This is a genomic window from Treponema denticola, assembly GCF_024181405.1.
In the GTDB taxonomy this organism is placed as follows: domain Bacteria; phylum Spirochaetota; class Spirochaetia; order Treponematales; family Treponemataceae; genus Treponema_B; species Treponema_B denticola_D.
On record NZ_CP051302.1, the window covers coordinates 738,492 to 755,226 of the forward strand.

A 16,735-nucleotide genomic window follows, 5' to 3' on the forward strand; every position below is an offset into this window, starting at 1 on the left:
TCGTTTATCTTGATAATTAAAGGGGTTTAATTTATGGATAATGATGTATTGGAAAAATTGAGAGCTTTACAGGATATTCTTGCTCGAAAAAATGAACTTGAAACGGAGATTTTGGATGCCCCAAAGGCTCTTACACAGCAGGAAGAGCTTTTGGAAAAGTTAAAGTCCGGTTATATCCAAATGAACAGCGAGTATGAAGAGCTGCGTAAAGGTATTGCCGTTTTTAAGGCTGATCTTTTTGAAGCTGAACAAAAAAGAGAAAAGGCCGAAAAAGCAATGGATAATATCGAAACTCAGCGCGAGTATGAAATCTTGCAAAAAGAAATCGATGATTCTACTACAAAAGCCGAAACTATAAGAAAGGACCTTCTGAGGCTTGAGAGTCAGTTTAAGATTTTGGATGCAAATATTAAGCAGGAAGAAGATCTTATTGCACAAACCGAGAAAGAACTTGAAGAGCATAAACAGCTCTTGGACTCGGAGATTTCCGAAAAACAAAATAAGGTAGAAGAGTTAAAGCTGGAAGAAAAAAAACTGTCTCCGGGTTTGAGTGATGAAACAATGTTTAAATTCGACAGAATTATTAAAAATAAACATGGTGTCGGTATCGTTTCCGTTCAGGGAAATGTTTGTATGGGCTGCCACATGATTCTTCCCGCTCAGTTTGTAAATGAAGTCAGGTCGGATCAGGATATAAAATTCTGCCCTTACTGCAGCCGTATTCTATTCTATGAAGAATCCGAATTAACGGCCGAGCAGGAAGCATATTTTAATGATTCCGATATGGAAGGTTTACTTGATATTGGAGATTCCGCAAATGAGGATTTCCTTGCAAGTTTTGAAGATAAAGACGAAGATTAAAAAGAATAAATAATTTTGGGATTAAGGGAACCGCTGCATTTGCAGAGGAAAGTCCGGACTCCTTCGGAAACGATGCCGGCTAACGGCCGGGGAACGGAAATTAAAGTTTCCGTTTACAGACAGTGCAACAGAAAGTAAACCGCCGCATTTTGCGGTAAGGGTGAAAGGGCGGGGTAAGAGCCCACCGCGTTTTCGGTAACGGAAACGGCAATGTAAACCTCATCGGGAGCAAGGTTAAGCAGTAAAGAATCTCCGATTCTTAATTTACGGGTTAACCGCGATAAAAACTTGCTGTAAAGCTGGTTTAAGAAAGATGGTTCCGTCTGTTTTACAGAAACAGAATCCGGCTTATTAATCCCTTTTTTTAAGGTATTATAAAAATGGAATTTTCAAAAGGAAGATCACATAAAAATTTCTCAAACAAAAAAAGAAGTTTTAAAAAGATTCTTATAGTTTTACTTTTTCTTTTGTGCGTGACTTCTGCCGTCTATTTTTTATATATCTATAATAAAAACTATGCAGGCATACCTTCAATGAAAGAGGTGTATGCCGATTGGGCCGAAAAAAATTACGAGAGCGTATATCAAAAAACTGCGAGTATTTTAAAAAGAAGAGCATATGATGGTGAGGCTTTGGCTATGAGAGGCTTTGCCTCATATTATATCTTTGCCGAACAGACGGATTTTTCGGTAAGTTATTCTTATCTAAATGATTCTATTTTGAATTTAAGACAGGCTATGTATTGTGTGTCAAAATCTCAACAGCCGAAAATTGCCTACGTTTTAGGAAAGGCTTATTATCAGAAGGGATATTACTATGCAGACCTTGCATTAAAATACTTGGATATAGCATATAATTCCGGAGAGAAATTTGCCGATTTATCGGAATTCAGGGGTATGTCGGCATCTCTTTTGGGCGAGCCGGAAAGAGCCATTGATGCTTTTTCGGATGCCCTCTCCCATAACCCTTCGGATTTATTGTTTTTTGCTCTTGCCGAAAATTATATTAAGATTTCGGATAAACAAAATGCAAAGTTGTATTTATTTGAAACAATAGATAAAACGAAGGATACACTTTTAGAATTAAAATGCCGATATTTATTGGGTAGCTTATTTCTTGAAGAAAATAAGATAGATGATGCTGTAAAGGAATTTAATACCATTCTTGAAAAGGATATGACCTCTGCCGATGCTCATTACGGCTTGGGTGTTGTATACGAACTTCAAGGAGATATGATAAAGGCCCGTGCAGAATGGCGGAAGGCTATTAAATTTGATCCGCTCCATGTAAAAACACGGGCTAAACTAAATTTATAAAAATTTTGGGGGATTATATGGGCTTTTTTAAAAGATTTTCAACAGATATAGGAATAGATTTGGGAACCTGCAATACCATTATCTATGTGAACGGAAAGGGCATAGTAGTAAACGAACCCTCTGTTGTTGCCGTTGAAAGGGGTACAAAGAGAGTGGTTGCCGTCGGCTCCGAGGCTAAAAGAATGCTTTGGAAAACTCCGGGAAATATTGTGGCGATCAGGCCATTAAAAGACGGAGTTATTGCCGATATGGACACTACCGAAAAGATGATCCGTTATTTTGTTTCTAAGATTTTGCCTAAGCACCGTTTTGTAAAACCGAGAATGGTTATAGGTATTCCAAGCTGTATTACGGATGTTGAAAGCAATGCGGTTTATGAAAGTGCCATGAAGGCCGGAGCCGGAGATGTTAAAGTTTTGGAAGAATCTTTAGTTGCAGCTATAGGTGCAAATATTCCTATTCATGAGCCTGCCGGAAATATGGTTTGCGATATCGGAGGCGGTACAACCGAAGTTTCGGTTATATCTCTTTGCGGTATGGTTGTAACAAATGCAATCCGCGTAGGAGGCGACGAGTTTGATCAAGCCATCATTAAGCATGTCCGTTCCGTTGATAACCTCATCATTGGAGAACAAACAGCCGAAAGGGTAAAGATCAGCATAGGCAATGCTTCGCCCGAAAAGACAATAGAAAAGGTCGAAATTAAGGGAACCGATGCTATAACCGGACTTCCCCGCCGATTGGAAATAGACTCTGTCGAAGTCAGAGAAGCTTTAAAAGAACCTGTTACACAGATTGTCGAAGAAATTAAACGAACCTTAGCCCAGACACCGCCTGAGCTTACTGCCGATATTGTTGAAAGGGGTATTGTAATGACCGGAGGAGGTTCCTTGTTAAAGGGCCTTCCTAAACTTATCGCAAAAGAAGCCCGTGTTCCCGTAATCTTGGCCGAAAACCCTATGGACTGCGTTGCAATAGGCGCCGGCAGATATTACGAAGTGTTTAGGGATATGACTGTTGACCGCAGTCTCTATGACAGTTTAAATAATTAAGACCCTATGAAGAAAAAACTTTCGCTTAAACTAAATCTTGAAGTTTTTCTTTTAATTTTATTTCTTCTCATATCATCTGTTTTTATGGCCTTTTCCGGAGGTTCTTTTATTTTGGATTTTAAGAGTATGGCCTTTTCGGTAAGCGCCGGAACGGAGAAGGCTGTTTACAATGTTTCTTCCTTTGTGGGAGAAAGCGTTTCTTCCGTAAGGGAGTTATGGGATTTAAAAGCAAAGTATAATGAACTTACAAAACAGCTTGAAAAGTACGAACTTTTGGAGCGTTCCAACGCCGATATAAAAAGAGAGAATAATGAACTTCGTACCCTTCTTAAATTTACCGATAGCATTCAGATTGCAAATATCCCTGCAGAAATAATAGGCTATGATCCTAATGCTCTTTATTCCGGAATGATTATTAACAGGGGCGTAAAGCACGGTGTCAGAAAAGACATGCCCGTTATTGCTTTTCAAAACGGAAATATGGCCCTTGTAGGAAAAATCTTGCAGGTAGGAAGGGGTTCATCTATGATTATTCCTATCTATGATTATCAGTGCCATGTTGCTGCGAAGGTAGACCTTGTAAACCACCGCGGTGTTGTAAGCGGACAAGGCTCTGAGGATTCTCCCTTAATTATGAAGTACATAAAGAAGAGGGCCGGAGATGACATTAAGATTGGGGATAAAATAATTACCTCCGGCTTCGATGATTCCTCGATTTTTCCAAAAAATATTCCCATAGGTTTTGTTTCTAAAATTAAGACACATGATTATGAAACTTCGCTTGAGCTATCTGTAAATCCTATAATAGATTTTTCTTGTTTGGAATATGTTTTTGTACTTGATACTTCAAAAATAGAAAAGGAGTTTTAATAAATTGAAAAAAGTTATTTTGTGGACTTCCTTAAGCGTTTTCTTTATAACCCTGCTTCAAACGGCTATTTTTTCTCACATATCTTTTTTTACGGTGCTGCCCGATTTGGTTTTGCTTACCGTTATTTATATTGCAATTTCAAATGGAGCTATTACAGGTTTGATTTGCGGTTTTATTGCGGGTCTTTTAGCCGATTTTTTGTCGGCAGCTCCCATAGGCTTACATTCCTTTATTTTTACTTTAACAGGTTACCTTGTAGGAAAATTTTACGGTATTTATAATTTAAACAAGGTAATTTTTCCTTGTATTTTAGGCGGTTTAGGTTTTGTATTTAAGGTATTACTTTTGTTTGTTTTAAAAATACTTTTTGGGCAAAATATTCATACCTATAATATTTTTTCGATAAACTTTGCCATAGAGGCTGCGGTAAATATTTTTTTTACCCCCTTTGTATTTTTATTTTTTAATCTTTTTCCTCAAGCCTTTATATCGAGGAGTATAGTACAATATGAAAAATACTGAAGATAGTTTAAATTCACGGCTTAGGTTATTTTCAATCTTCGTTTTTTTTATTTTGATAGCTTATACTTATAAACTGTTTTCAATGCAGATCATTCACGGAGATCAGTTTAAGCAAAAGTCCCAAAATATTTCAAAGCGGACAACCGTTATACCGGCTCAAAGAGGCGAGATATTTGATAGAGAAGCAAATACGCCGATGGTTTTAAACATCGACTCCTTCGCTGTCGATATTGTACCCGGAGAGATTCCTCGTCAGGAATTCGATACCGTAATAAACAGGTTAAGTTCAATCTTAAAAATTCCTGTTTCACAGATAGAAAAAAAATTGCCGGTAAGTGTTAGAAGAGATTTTAGATCGATACAAATCAAATCCAATGTCGATTATTCCACGGTTGTGCAAGTGGCAGAAAGCATCGATTCTCTTCCGGGGGTTTCATGGCACTCAAAACCTGTCAGAAACTATGTTGATACCCGCTCCTTTTCTCACATAATAGGGTATGTAGGCGATATAACTACGGACGAATTAACCCGCTTTTATAATAAGGGGTATACGTCAAACAGCATAATAGGCAAGGCCGGAATCGAAAAACAATATGACGAAATTTTACGCGGTACCGATGGGGTGGAATACCGGACTGTAGATGCCAAGGGCAGATACATAGAAAACACCACAGTTGTAACACCGCCTAAGATGGGAAATAACCTTGTTCTTACTATCGACAAGAGAATTCAAAAACTGGCAGAAGATGCTTTGGGACCCAGAATAGGAGCAGCCATCGTATTAAAACCTACAACAGGCGAGGTACTGGCAATGGTTTCCTATCCTTTTTTTGATCAAAATATTTTCGGCAAGGAAATTTCAAGCTCTCTTGCAAAAGAATTGTTTGAAAATCCCAATAATCCTCTTTTGAACAGGGCGATAGGGGCTAATTATCCGCCTGCTTCTACTTTTAAAGTTATAATGAATACTGCCATTTTAAACGAAAAAGCCTTTCCGCCTGAAACAACGGTAACTTGTTTGGGAGAAATTGAATACGGAAACCGTGTATTCCGATGTCATATAAGAAAACCGGGGCACGGAAAGCTCGCCTTAAACGAGGCTCTGGCAAAATCATGTGACGTTTATTATTGGACGGTTTGCCGCGATTATTTGGGTATCGAAAAAATTGTAGACTATGCAAAACGTTTCGGCTTAGGTCAATCTACTGAGATAGATTTACCTAATGAAATTAATGGAGTGCTTCCATCGCCTAAATGGAAGGAGCGCCGCTACCATGAGAAATGGCTTAACGGAGATACAATGAATATGTCTATAGGTCAAGGATTTACTCTTGCTTCTCCGCTTCAGGTAGCAAACATGGCCTGTATGGTTATAAATAATGGAATAATTTATAAGCCTCACCTTTTAAAAGAAATAAGGGATCCTTCAAGCGGAGAGGTTATAAAAACCGTTCAGCCTGAAATTCTTCACCAAGAGAATATTGGTCAAGAGATTTTTCAACAAGTCAGGCAGGCTATGAATCTTGTTACGATACAGGGAGAGGCCCGCTATCCTATGAAAAATCCCATGTTCCGTTTTGCAGGTAAAACGGGAACAGCTGAAGTCGGTTTACAGGATAGGTGGCATTCATGGATGGTAGCTTACGGTCCCTATGATGCTCCTCCTAAGGATATGGTTGTTGTCTGCATCATTGTCGAGGCTGTAAACGAGTGGGAATGGTGGGCTCCTTATGCTGCAAATATCATATTACACGGGACACTTGCAAATCAGACCTATGATGAAACCATAGACTATCTCGGCTTTAGGCATCTTCCTGCAGTTGTAAGGAGAAGCGAATGAACATACGCAAAATTACAAACTTTGATTATCTATTATTTTTGGCTGTTGTTCTTTTGTCTTTTATAGGAGTACTTTTTATTTATTCTTCAGGAATAAATTCTGCCGGAGAACTTGTTTCTAAAGAGTATGTTAAGCAGATTTTATGGGTTTGTACAGGTATCGTTTTACTCTTGATTTCCTGCATTTACGATTACAGGCGGATAAAAGACAGAACCTTTTTAATTTATTTGGTGGGAATGATTTTGTTGCTCTACACCGGTATTTTTGGAACTGTCAGGCATAATGCAAGGAGCTGGATAGGTTTAAAGAATCTGGGTATTCAGCCTTCGGAATTTATAAAGCTCATTTTTATTCTTTTTTTAGCCTATTATTTGGATAAATCACAAAATGAAGAACCTCGCAAACGCTTTATAAAGGCGATTGCGATAATGATTGTTCCTGTTGCCCTTATTTTAAAACAGCCTGACCTTGGAACGGCAAGCGTATATATTCCGATTTTTTTGATAATGTGTTTTATTGCCGGTATTCCGCTGCGCTTTATCCTCTATGTCTTTTTTCTTGGTGTATTAACAATAGTGTTTACCCTTATGCCTCTTTGGGAGGAAATAATTTTAAAGACAAGTCATGTTATGACAAATATTTTAAAAAATTCTCAAGTTTCCATTATTATTCTATTTGCAATGGGTATTTCAACCGTCATTGCAATGATAGGTAATGTTTTACTAAAAAGAAGATATTATTATTGGATAGCCTATGTTCTTTCGCTGATTACCGTAGCATTTGCAGGTTCTATAGTCGGGGTGAGGGCTTTAAAAGAATATCAGATGATGCGTTTAATTATTTTCTTGGATCCTGAGGTAGACCCCTTAAAACACGGCTGGAATATAATTCAGTCAATTACAGCTATCGGTTCAGGCGGATTCATGGGCCGCGGCTATCTTATGGGAACTCAAAGTCATTACCGATACCTACCTGAACAAAGTACGGATTTTATTTTCAGTATTTTATCGGAAGAATGGGGCTTTTTAGGCGGCATTTTTATTTTTTTCCTTTACAGCATAGTTTTTTTTAGATTTTTTCTTTCGATTAAGCGATGTGATGATCTTTTTGGCAAGCTCATTGTTTCCGGTATTTTGGCAATGTCCTTTTTCCATTTTTTTGTAAATGTAGGCATGGTCATGGGGATAATGCCTATTACAGGAATCCCTCTCTTGTTTTTGTCCTACGGCGGTTCTTCCCTTTGGACGGCTATGATTTCCGTCGGTGTTGTTATAGGAATAAACTTACGCCAGTTGTAAAAAAACGGCTAAACAATAAAAAAGGCACTCATCTGAGTGCCTTTAAATTTTAGTTAGCAGGGAGAGGACTCGAACCTCCGACCTCCGGGTTATGAGCCCGACGAGCTGCCAACTGCTCTACCCTGCGATGTGGGGAGGAGTATAGCATATAAGCAGCATTATGTCAAGCCTTTCTACAAACTTTCTCAAACTTATTTTGTTAAATTTCTGATTTTATCGTACCAAGCGTCTGTAGTTTTAACAAGTTTTGTTTTTTCCGTGTACTTGGGATACATTCCTTTTTTCTCGGAGTCTTTTATCTTAAAAATACCGGGATTATTTGCCGTTTTTTCGGAGGTAAGGGCTTCCTGTATTTTTTTCTGTTCTTCAGAGGAAAGGGTCTTTGTATTCATGACTATTGGAGCGTTTAAAACAGGAATCGATTGGATTATGGTAATTTCGCTTCCGGGAAATTTGTCAAATGGTTCTATAGCTCCTTCTACAACCTTGTAAGCGGCTCCTGTCTGATAGGCTTCTCCTTCAATTAAATCATAGACGCCTATTGTTTGAGGAATTGCAAAGGCTGCGGCATCTGCATCCTTTCTAAATAGATTAACCTGAGAGCCTTGATGGGAACCTGCAAATAGCACCTTTGAAAAAACGGAATTTCCTTGAATAAGTTCATCGGTACCTGTTAATCCGAATTTTTTTACGAGCAGGGTCGCAGGAATTACAAAGCCCGATGTAGAGCTTGTAGAAACAAATGAAATGCTTTTTCCTTTTAAGCGGTTTAAGTCATAGCCGGCTCTATCTTTATATTGAGCTGCATCTTCCGTTCTTACCGCTATAAAGCTGTAGTATAGTGCATCTTCCAATGTACCGCTCGGTCCCGAATTCGTTACTACCGGTACAATTGCCGGATTTCTTTTATGGGCATTTATATAACCCTCGGCTCCGATATAAGCCATGTCTGCATTTCCGGATATAATTGCTTCTAGGGCTATGTTATAATCAGTTGTCGTTTTGATTTCGACGGGACGGCCTACTGCTTCGCTTATTATTTCCATAAAAGCTTGCCGCGCATCCTTCATAGCATCGCTTGATTCATTCGGTAAAAATACCATGGTAACCGGTTTTTGTGTTTCGTTTTTGGTGCAGCCGAAAAGGAGGCAGACAGCTGCCAAAAATAATATAATTTTGTGTTTCATAAAATTCTCCGGGCCGCATTCTATCATATAATGAAATAATATGCTATACTTATTGTATAGCTTTGGGAGGAAGATATGAAGATCACAACGACCGAATTCGGAACTTTTTCAAACGGAGATAAGGCCTTACTATTTACGATTTTCAACGGTAAGATGATGCTCTGTTGTACTAATTACGGATGCTGTATTACGGGAATTCTTTTACCGTCAAAAAACGGAGGTTTTGACGATGTGGTTTTAGGATATTCGAGCTTTATCGGCTATATAAATAATTTTCCGCATTTCGGCTCTTTTATAGGAAGATATGCAGGCAGAATTTCCAATGCGGAATTTACTTTAGGAAACCAGCAATATCTTTTAACGCCTAATGACGGCGGTAAGCACTGCCTTCATGGAGGTTATCCGTATTGCGATAAAATGCTGTATGAGGCAAAAACCTTTAAAAACAGGCAAGAAGCGGGTGTCGTTTTTTCTCGTACCTCTCCCGATGGGGAGCAGGGCTTTCCCGGAAATTTAAAAATTCAAGTGAGCTATTCTCTTACGCCGGATAATGAGATTATTATAAGATATAAGGCCGTGTCCGATAAAACGACACCGGTTAATTTTACAAATCACAGCTATTTTAACTTAAATCCTGCCGGAATGCAGTCTAACGGCTCCTATGTTTCGGTTTTAAATCATGAGGTTCAAATATTTTCCGAGCAATACCTTGAAATCAACCAAGAGCTTATTCCGACGGGTAAATTTTTAAATGTAGAAAATACGGGCTATGACTTTAGAAAACCTAAGCTTTTGAGCGAGGGCGTACAAGAAATAGGCGGGGGTTTTGATAACAGCTGGGTTATAAAAAAAGAAGTCAGTGACCATAAAACCTTGGCTGCAATAGTAAAAGAGCCCGTTACCAAAAGAACCTTAACCGTTTACTCGGCACAACCTGCTCTTATAATGTATACGGGCGGTTTTCTTAACAACGAATTAGGCAAAAACGGAGACGTCTATAATAAATTTGCAGGCCTTTGCCTTGAAAGTCAAGCCTTCCCGGATTCGTTACATCAGCCTCATTTCCCCAATACCGTAATTAAACCGGGTGAAGTTTATGAACGCGAGACTCTTTGGCATTTTGCATTTTAAAAACTTATTTTATATGTAAGGCTTCCTTTTATAAAAGGCTTGGCGGTTTCCAATATTATTTCTCCCTTAAAAGAGTTTGATGTCAGCCTTGTCTTTTTTATAAATTCTGCCTGAGTAGAAAAGTTAAAAACTCCTTTTTCCCAAACTATATATGGACTCTTATTTATTTTTACCGTTTTATTTTTTTGCATAAAAGAAGCTGAAATATTTAGATTGAAACTCTTATTAAATTTTATTTTAATATCCGATGAAAAAGAATAGTTTTTTACTATAAAGGGATTTTGAGATTTTTCTTCCAGTTTTGTGTTTCCTTTTATTGAAAAGAGGGTGTTGAAAAAAAGATTTATAGGAATTTTTATTTGTCCTTTAAGGTCCCATGAAGAGTCATTATAATACACTTCTCCGGAAAATTTACATTTTGTAAAGCTAAGACCTAAACCGATTCCTCCCGAATGAAAATTTTTGAACAGCTTTTTCTTTTCAAAATATTTCCGTAAAAAATTATACGAAAAACCCAGATCCAAAGCATCAACTGAAATTTTAGGTTGAAAAAAGGCTTTTAATGTTCCATCATTTTCAAACATAGTTCCGGCATTAGCCTCGAAATACTCGCTTTGAAAATTGTACTCGGCCTTACCTAAAAAGTTCAAATCGGATTCGCCGATTCCGGATATTTTTCCATAAGGAATTTTTATTCCGCCGGCTAGTAAAAATACGGAAGATACCGTTCCCTTTTCGGCCAATATAAATTCTCCCGAATAAAATTGATCATAAGCAGGTGCTTTTAGATTAAATTGAGAGTAGGCGGAATTCGTTAAAGAAGAAAAAAAGCTAATATTGAATAATGCTGTTTCATTTTCTTTTTTATAAACAGTACAAAAAGAAAGATCCGGCCATAGTTCTTTCGGCTTTTGTTCGAAAAAAAATACCAAGTTAAAATTTTTTATTGCAAATTCGGCACCTAGACTTGCATCGAATTTGGATTTTGAGATACCTATTAAATACTTAGGTGCAAAGCCGATTCCTTTATAAAAGGGCTTTTTTTCGAAATTTTCCTTTAAAAGCATCAGGTTTAAAAAGCTTGATTTTGTAATTCCCCCATAAAAAAACGAGAGAGCAGGATAAAGCTGTTTCTTTTCCTTGTATAGAAGGGGACTGAATTTTAAGCTAAAACCTTGCGGTATAAGAGCAAATTTAGGCCTGTGGTCCCGCATTTTTGCTTCCGCATAAAGCTCAAAAAAAGGATTTTTTGCTTCCGCTTTTAAGTTATAGTTAAAGTTAAGATCAATACTCTGTGTAAGAGAAAAATTTGCTTTTTCTACAGGTACTTCCGCATTTAAAAAGATGCTGCATAGCAACATCATTGAGCAAATCCTAAAGGATTTAATAAAAATATTTTTTGTCTTCATACTTATATATAGTTTTTTTTTGTATTGAAGACTAATTTTTTTAATGGAAATTTGATTTTTATTTAAAAATATCTAAAATTTATCTATTGCTGTAAATAAAAAATTGTGTTAGAATGCGCCAAGGAGAATTTCTTAGTTATGGAAAGATTTTTTAAACTTAAAGAGCACAATACTACCGTGCGCACCGAAGTTATTGCGGGTATTACTACCTTTTTGGCAATGGCTTATATTTTGGCCGTAAATCCCGGCATTTTAAGTGAAGCCGGAATGGATAGAGGTGCCGTTTTTACTGCAACCGCTCTGTCAGCCGCTATTGCAACCCTCGCTATGGGGCTTTTGGCTAACCTGCCTGTTGCTCTTGCTTCAGGAATGGGATTAAATGCTTTTTTTACGTATAGCGTTGTTATCGGCTTAGGTTATTCCCCCTCTACGGCATTAACAGCAGTATTTTTAGAGGGTGTTCTTTTTATTTTGCTTTCACTTGTAAACATCCGTGAAGCTATCGTAAAATCCATACCTCTTAATCTTAAAAAAGCTGTAGCCGCAGGTATAGGTATCTTTATTACCTTTATTGCTTTTCAAAATTCGGGCATAATTGTCGATAATCCTGCAACCCTCGTAGGGCTTGGCGAATTCACTTGGGGCTCGCCTGCCGTTTTAGCCATGATAGGTTTAATTATAACCTGTGCTCTTTTTATTTTAAGAGTACCGGGAGCAATCTTAATAGGTATTTTAATTACAACCATCATAGGTATTCCCTTAAAGATTACGGTTCCCTTCGGAGGCTGGGAAGGCTGGTCTCCTATAAGTCTCCCCTCGGCTCCTGCCGTACTCAATTTTGACTTTTCGAATATTATTTCTTTTAAGTTTTTTATTGTATTTTTTTCATTCCTCTTTGTCGATATTTTTGATACGGTAGGAACCCTTGTAGGTGTTGCAACTCAGGCAAACCTTGTAGATAAGGATGGAAATATTCCCAAAATTAAGCAGGCCTTTTTATCGGACGCTATCGGAACAGTGGTAGGTGCAGCTCTCGGAACATCAACGGTAACAAGTTATGTAGAAAGTACGGCCGGTGTTGCTGCCGGAGGAAGAACCGGATTAACATCTGTGGTTACAGCCGGTATGTTCATTATTGCCTTGCTGTTTTCTCCGATTTTCTTATTGATTCCTGCTGCGGCCACCGCCCCTGCCTTGATAATAGTAGGCTTTTTGATGATGACCCAAGCAGGCGAAATAAACTATAAAGATCCTACAGAGGGTATCCCCGCATTCTTGACAATGATTATGATGCCCTTTACCTACAGTGTTGCCGAAGGTATCGTATACGGAGTCTTGGCCTATGTTATCTTAAAATGTATTAAAGGAAAATTCAAGGAAATCCCTGTTGTTACATGGATACTTTTTGTTATCTTTATGTTAAGATTTTTTGTTAAATTTTAACAATATCTAATATGTTTTTTTTAAGGGCAGCTCGCTAATTTTTGATAGGGTTGCCCTTTGTTTTTAGATTATGTTTTCTGTATTGCGGCTTATTTATTTTTTTCTATAAAATTATAAAAAGTGCATATTATCGTCAAAATCTTTTCTTGTCTTTTCCCTCAAAGAGTATCCTTCTTTAGGATAGCCTAGGGCTATTACAAGGCGGATTCTCTTTTTTCGCTCTATGAGCTTTTGGATTCGTTTTTCGTCAAAGACACCGAGGATGCAGGTTTCCAAATTTAGGGCTGATGCTGCATTTACAAGGTTGGCCGTTAAAATGCCTATGTCGATGGCCTTAAAGTCTACCTTCTTTATCAGCGAACCTATCTTTGCAGGCAGGCTGTAATTGTCTTCGGCTATTACCAAAAAAGTATTACAGTCGTCAATAAACTTGTTAAAAGAACCCATCTTAGCATCTGCAATTACCTTGGCCTTTTCGCCTTGAGCTACAAAGACCTCGTAGGGCTGAGAATTACAGGCCGACGGCGAAAGCCTCCCTGCTTCCAAAATGGAAACCAAGTCCTCTTTTGAAACCGGTTTAGAATAATCAAAGCTTCTGCAGCTTTGCCTTTTTTTCATAAGCGATAAAAAATCATTAAAATTCATATTGCTATTATGTAATAATCATAAAATAAAGTCAATCGTCGGGATTATTAAATTTTTTCAATATACAGACTTAACTTATAAGTTTAATGAATTTCCCAACCTTTGATTTAAACATCTTCCTCTGTTTTTATCTCAACTAAAGAGTTTATTGTAAATTTGCCATAACTTACGGGTTCTTAGGGCAGAGCCCTAAGCAGCGCGGGGAAGAGGGATGGGGTCATAGGGGAAGGGAGGTAACCCCTGCTCTGAACGGGGGTTCCTCCCTTCCCCTAATCTGTCCCACTTGAAAACTTAGCCTTTTCATATTATAATTCTCTTTCGTATTTTAAAACGATTGGAGAAAACAATGAGCGAAAAATTGCAGGCGATTGAATTGGAAAAATCTTATAATCCTAAAGAATTTGAAGAGCGTATTTATTCCTTTTGGGAAGCCAATAAGTGCTTTAGCCCGATAAAAAAGAAAAACACAAAAAGTAACTTTACTGTCGTCATTCCTCCGCCCAATGTTACGGGCGTTCTCCATGTAGGCCATGCCCTTGATGAAACCTTGCAGGACGTAATTGTCCGTTACCACCGCATGAAAGGGGACGAAACCCTTTGGATTCCCGGAACCGATCATGCAGGTATTGCCACTCAATCCGTTGTAGAAAAAAAACTGAAGGCCGAAGGCAAAAACCGCCGCGACCTCGGACGGGAAGCTTTTATCGAAAAGGTATGGGAAGTTAAAAATGAACATCACTCGATTATAACAAAGCAGCTCCGCAAAATGGGAGTTTCGGTTGATTGGGATAGGGAACGCTTTACCTTAGATGAGGGACTTTCTCAGGCTGTAAGAGAGGTCTTTGTTTCTTTATATGAACAGGGGCTAATCTATCAGGGAAATTACCTTGTAAACTGGTGCCCTTCATGCGGTACCGCAATTTCCGATGATGAGGTCGAACATGAAGACCGAAAGGGCGGCATGTACCATATTTATTATAAATTGGCAGACGGGGCAGTTTTACAAAATGAAGCCGGCGAAAAAATACAAGAAATAGAAATTGCAACTACCCGCCCTGAAACCCTTTTGGGTGATACCGCCATAGCCGTTCATCCCGAAGACCCACGCTATGCATCCATCATAGGAAAAGAAGTAATTATCCCTCTCGCAAATAGGAAAATTCCTGTAATTGCCGATTCCTATGTCGATAAAGAATTCGGAACGGGGGTTGTAAAGATAACTCCTGCCCATGACCCCAATGACTGGGAGGTAGGTAAAAGGCATAATCTTCCCGTTCTAAATATCTTAAACCCCGACGGAACATTAAACGATGCCGTTCCCGAAAAATACCGAGGCCTTTCAACGGAAAAAGCACGCAAGGCCGTTATCGAAGATTTGGAAGCTCTGGGCCTTTTTAAAAATGAAGAAAAAATAAAGCATGCAGTAGGCTGCTGTTACCGCTGCCATACAAGTATAGAGCCCTATGTTTCAAAACAATGGTTTGTAAAAATGCAGCCCTTGGCTCAAAAAGCCTTAGATGCATGGAAAAAAGGCGATGTTGTTTTTTATCCTCAAAAATGGGAGAACACCTATGCTCACTGGATGAACAATATCCGTGACTGGTGTATTTCCCGTCAGCTTTGGTGGGGGCATCGTATTCCTGTTTGGTATTGTGCCGATTGCGGAAAAACTATCGTAAGCCGAACGGATATTACGGAATGTCCTCACTGTAAGTCAAAAAACATAAAGCAGGATGAGGACGTTTTGGACACTTGGTTTTCAAGCTGGCTTTGGCCTTTTTCAACCCTCGGCTGGCCCGAAAAAACCGAAGACCTTGCACGGTTTTTCCCGACATCGGCCCTTGTTACGGGACACGATATAATTTTCTTTTGGGTAGCAAGAATGATAATGGCTTCCTTGCAGTTTACGGGCAAGGCTCCTTTTAAAGATATTTTTATTCACGGTTTGGTTCGGGATAAACAAGGCCGCAAGATGAGTAAGAGCTTGGGAAACGGTATTGACCCCCTTGTAGCTATCGAAGAGTTTGGGTCTGACGCCATGAAGTTCACCCTTACCTTTATGTGCGGTTCTCAAAGTCAGGACTTTTTAATCGACATGGAAAGTTTTAAGCTCGGCTCAAAATTTGCAAACAAGGTTTGGAACGCTTCCCGATATATTTTAGGAAACCTTGCAGGCAGAACAATTGTGCCCGTCGTACGGGACGGCAGCCAAAACAGCTTAAAAGAACTTGACCGCTGGATTTATCATGAACTAAACGAGGCGGCTCAAACGGTTCGCTCAAGCCTTGATTCTTACCGTTATAATGAGGCCGCTCAAAAGGTTTACGAATTCTTTTGGAATAATTTTTGTGATTGGTATGTTGAAGGTACTAAACTTTCTTTTAAGTATGGGGACGAAAAAGAGAAGGATAGGGCGGCTTCGGTACTCCTTGCCGTTTTGGAAGAATCCTTACGCCTGCTTCATCCGTTTTTAGCCTTTGTTACCGAAGAGATTTATTCAAAGCTGCCCGGCAATTGTGCTGAAGGCGCCTTGCCTCGTGCCAAGATTTTAATGACTTCCGATTACCCCGAAGAAAAAAAAGAACGCATAGATGAGGCCGCCTCTATCCGTTTTAGGACCTTGCAGGAAATTGTCCGCAACATTAGAGCCTTACGGGCCGAATGCGGCATAGACCCTCAGTTAAAGCTTAAGGTTTCTCTTTATATTGAGAAAAACTCTCCTGCGGAAGCTGCCCGTGAAAATTCCGAAATAGTAGAAATGCTTTCAGGCCTTTCCGGTTTAGACTTTATCGATTCTCTTAAAGAAAAACCTGCCTCTTCAATCGGTGTAGTAGGAGCGGGCTTTGAGGCCTTTTTGATAACGGGAGATTCAATAGACATCGATCAATTAAAAAAGCGTTTTGAAAAAGAGCTTGAAAAAAATGAACAAAATGCTTCAAAGATAGACTCTAAGCTCAAAAACGAAAACTTCGTTAAAAACGCTCCTCTCGAGGTCATCGAAGGCGAAAAAGAAAAACACGCCGAATTTTTAAGGCGTATCGAAAAATTAAAAGGTTATTTGGAAGGAATGAGGTAGAGATTTTTAACTGCAAGCGACTCAAGGAATGTGCAGTTTGGTTTAAAAATTTCTTATAAGGTGATTTAAGGGAGTTTATAAAAG

13 protein-coding genes, 1 tRNA gene and 1 other RNA gene are annotated in these 16,735 nt (G+C 38.7%); 11 read left to right on the forward strand and 4 right to left on the reverse strand.

Annotated features, from left to right (window positions below; translation table 11 throughout):
• The first annotated feature begins 33 nt into the window (after positions 1–33).
• From HGJ18_RS03350 to rodA, 8 genes are all read left to right on the forward strand, one after another.
• On the forward strand, positions 34–861 hold the full coding sequence (locus HGJ18_RS03350; RefSeq protein ID WP_002671470.1) for a zinc ribbon domain-containing protein: 828 nt from the start codon (positions 34–36) through the stop codon (positions 859–861).
• A gap of 17 nt (positions 862–878) precedes the next feature.
• An RNA gene (gene rnpB, locus HGJ18_RS03355) (RNase P RNA component class A) lies at positions 879–1,224 on the forward strand.
• Positions 1,225–1,241: 17 nt separating this feature from the next.
• Positions 1,242–2,177: a tetratricopeptide repeat protein gene (locus tag HGJ18_RS03360; RefSeq protein ID WP_253697667.1), complete on the forward strand. Its 936-nt coding sequence runs from the start codon at positions 1,242–1,244 to the stop codon at positions 2,175–2,177.
• Positions 2,178–2,194: 17 nt separating this feature from the next.
• Positions 2,195–3,229: a rod shape-determining protein gene (locus HGJ18_RS03365; RefSeq protein ID WP_002668696.1), complete on the forward strand. Its 1,035-nt coding sequence runs from the start codon at positions 2,195–2,197 to the stop codon at positions 3,227–3,229.
• Between the two features lie 6 nt (positions 3,230–3,235).
• A complete protein-coding gene (gene mreC / locus HGJ18_RS03370; protein ID WP_002668697.1) occupies positions 3,236–4,099 on the forward strand; it encodes a rod shape-determining protein MreC in 864 nt (287 codons plus the stop codon).
• Positions 4,100–4,103: 4 nt separating this feature from the next.
• Positions 4,104–4,622: a rod shape-determining protein MreD gene (gene mreD, locus HGJ18_RS03375; protein ID WP_253697668.1), complete on the forward strand. Its 519-nt coding sequence runs from the start codon at positions 4,104–4,106 to the stop codon at positions 4,620–4,622.
• On the forward strand, positions 4,609–6,462 hold the full coding sequence (gene mrdA / locus HGJ18_RS03380; protein WP_253697669.1) for a penicillin-binding protein 2: 1,854 nt from the start codon (positions 4,609–4,611) through the stop codon (positions 6,460–6,462). The genes mreD and mrdA overlap by 14 nt, the downstream gene beginning before the upstream one ends.
• Positions 6,459–7,760, forward strand: coding sequence for a rod shape-determining protein RodA (gene rodA / locus HGJ18_RS03385; protein WP_253697670.1), 1,302 nt, complete (start codon positions 6,459–6,461; stop codon positions 7,758–7,760). The genes mrdA and rodA overlap by 4 nt, the downstream gene beginning before the upstream one ends.
• 54 nt (positions 7,761–7,814) lie before the next feature.
• On the opposite strand, the gene HGJ18_RS03390 is transcribed toward rodA, so the two are convergent.
• A tRNA-Met gene (locus HGJ18_RS03390) sits at positions 7,815–7,887 on the reverse strand.
• A gap of 64 nt (positions 7,888–7,951) precedes the next feature.
• On the reverse strand, positions 7,952–8,947 hold the full coding sequence (locus HGJ18_RS03395) for a phosphate/phosphite/phosphonate ABC transporter substrate-binding protein (RefSeq protein ID WP_253697671.1): 996 nt from the start codon (positions 8,945–8,947) through the stop codon (positions 7,952–7,954).
• A 75-nt stretch (positions 8,948–9,022) separates the two neighbouring features.
• Between HGJ18_RS03395 and HGJ18_RS03400 the strand changes: the two genes are divergently transcribed.
• Positions 9,023–10,078: an aldose epimerase family protein gene (locus tag HGJ18_RS03400; RefSeq protein WP_253697672.1), complete on the forward strand. Its 1,056-nt coding sequence runs from the start codon at positions 9,023–9,025 to the stop codon at positions 10,076–10,078.
• On the opposite strand, the gene HGJ18_RS03405 is transcribed toward HGJ18_RS03400, so the two are convergent.
• Positions 10,075–11,442 carry a hypothetical protein gene (locus tag HGJ18_RS03405; RefSeq protein ID WP_253697673.1) on the reverse strand — a complete coding sequence of 456 codons (1,368 nt, stop codon included), beginning with the start codon at positions 11,440–11,442 and terminating at the stop codon, positions 10,075–10,077. The genes HGJ18_RS03400 and HGJ18_RS03405 overlap by 4 nt on opposite strands.
• Before the next feature lie 183 nt (positions 11,443–11,625).
• Between HGJ18_RS03405 and HGJ18_RS03410 the strand changes: the two genes are divergently transcribed.
• Positions 11,626–12,930 carry an NCS2 family permease gene (locus HGJ18_RS03410; protein WP_253697674.1) on the forward strand — a complete coding sequence of 435 codons (1,305 nt, stop codon included), beginning with the start codon at positions 11,626–11,628 and terminating at the stop codon, positions 12,928–12,930.
• Positions 12,931–13,041: 111 nt separating this feature from the next.
• Here HGJ18_RS03410 and HGJ18_RS03415 read toward each other — a convergent pair whose 3' ends face one another.
• Positions 13,042–13,575 (reverse strand): nitroreductase family protein, encoded by a 534-nt coding sequence (locus HGJ18_RS03415; RefSeq protein ID WP_366793384.1) that lies wholly within the window; start codon positions 13,573–13,575, stop codon positions 13,042–13,044.
• A gap of 346 nt (positions 13,576–13,921) precedes the next feature.
• On the opposite strand from HGJ18_RS03415, the gene HGJ18_RS03420 reads away from it, so the two are divergent.
• The gene (locus HGJ18_RS03420) at positions 13,922–16,651 is read left to right on the forward strand and encodes a valine--tRNA ligase (protein WP_253697676.1); all 2,730 of its coding nucleotides are present in this window, start codon (positions 13,922–13,924) and stop codon (positions 16,649–16,651) included.
• The last annotated feature ends 84 nt before the right edge of the window (positions 16,652–16,735 follow it).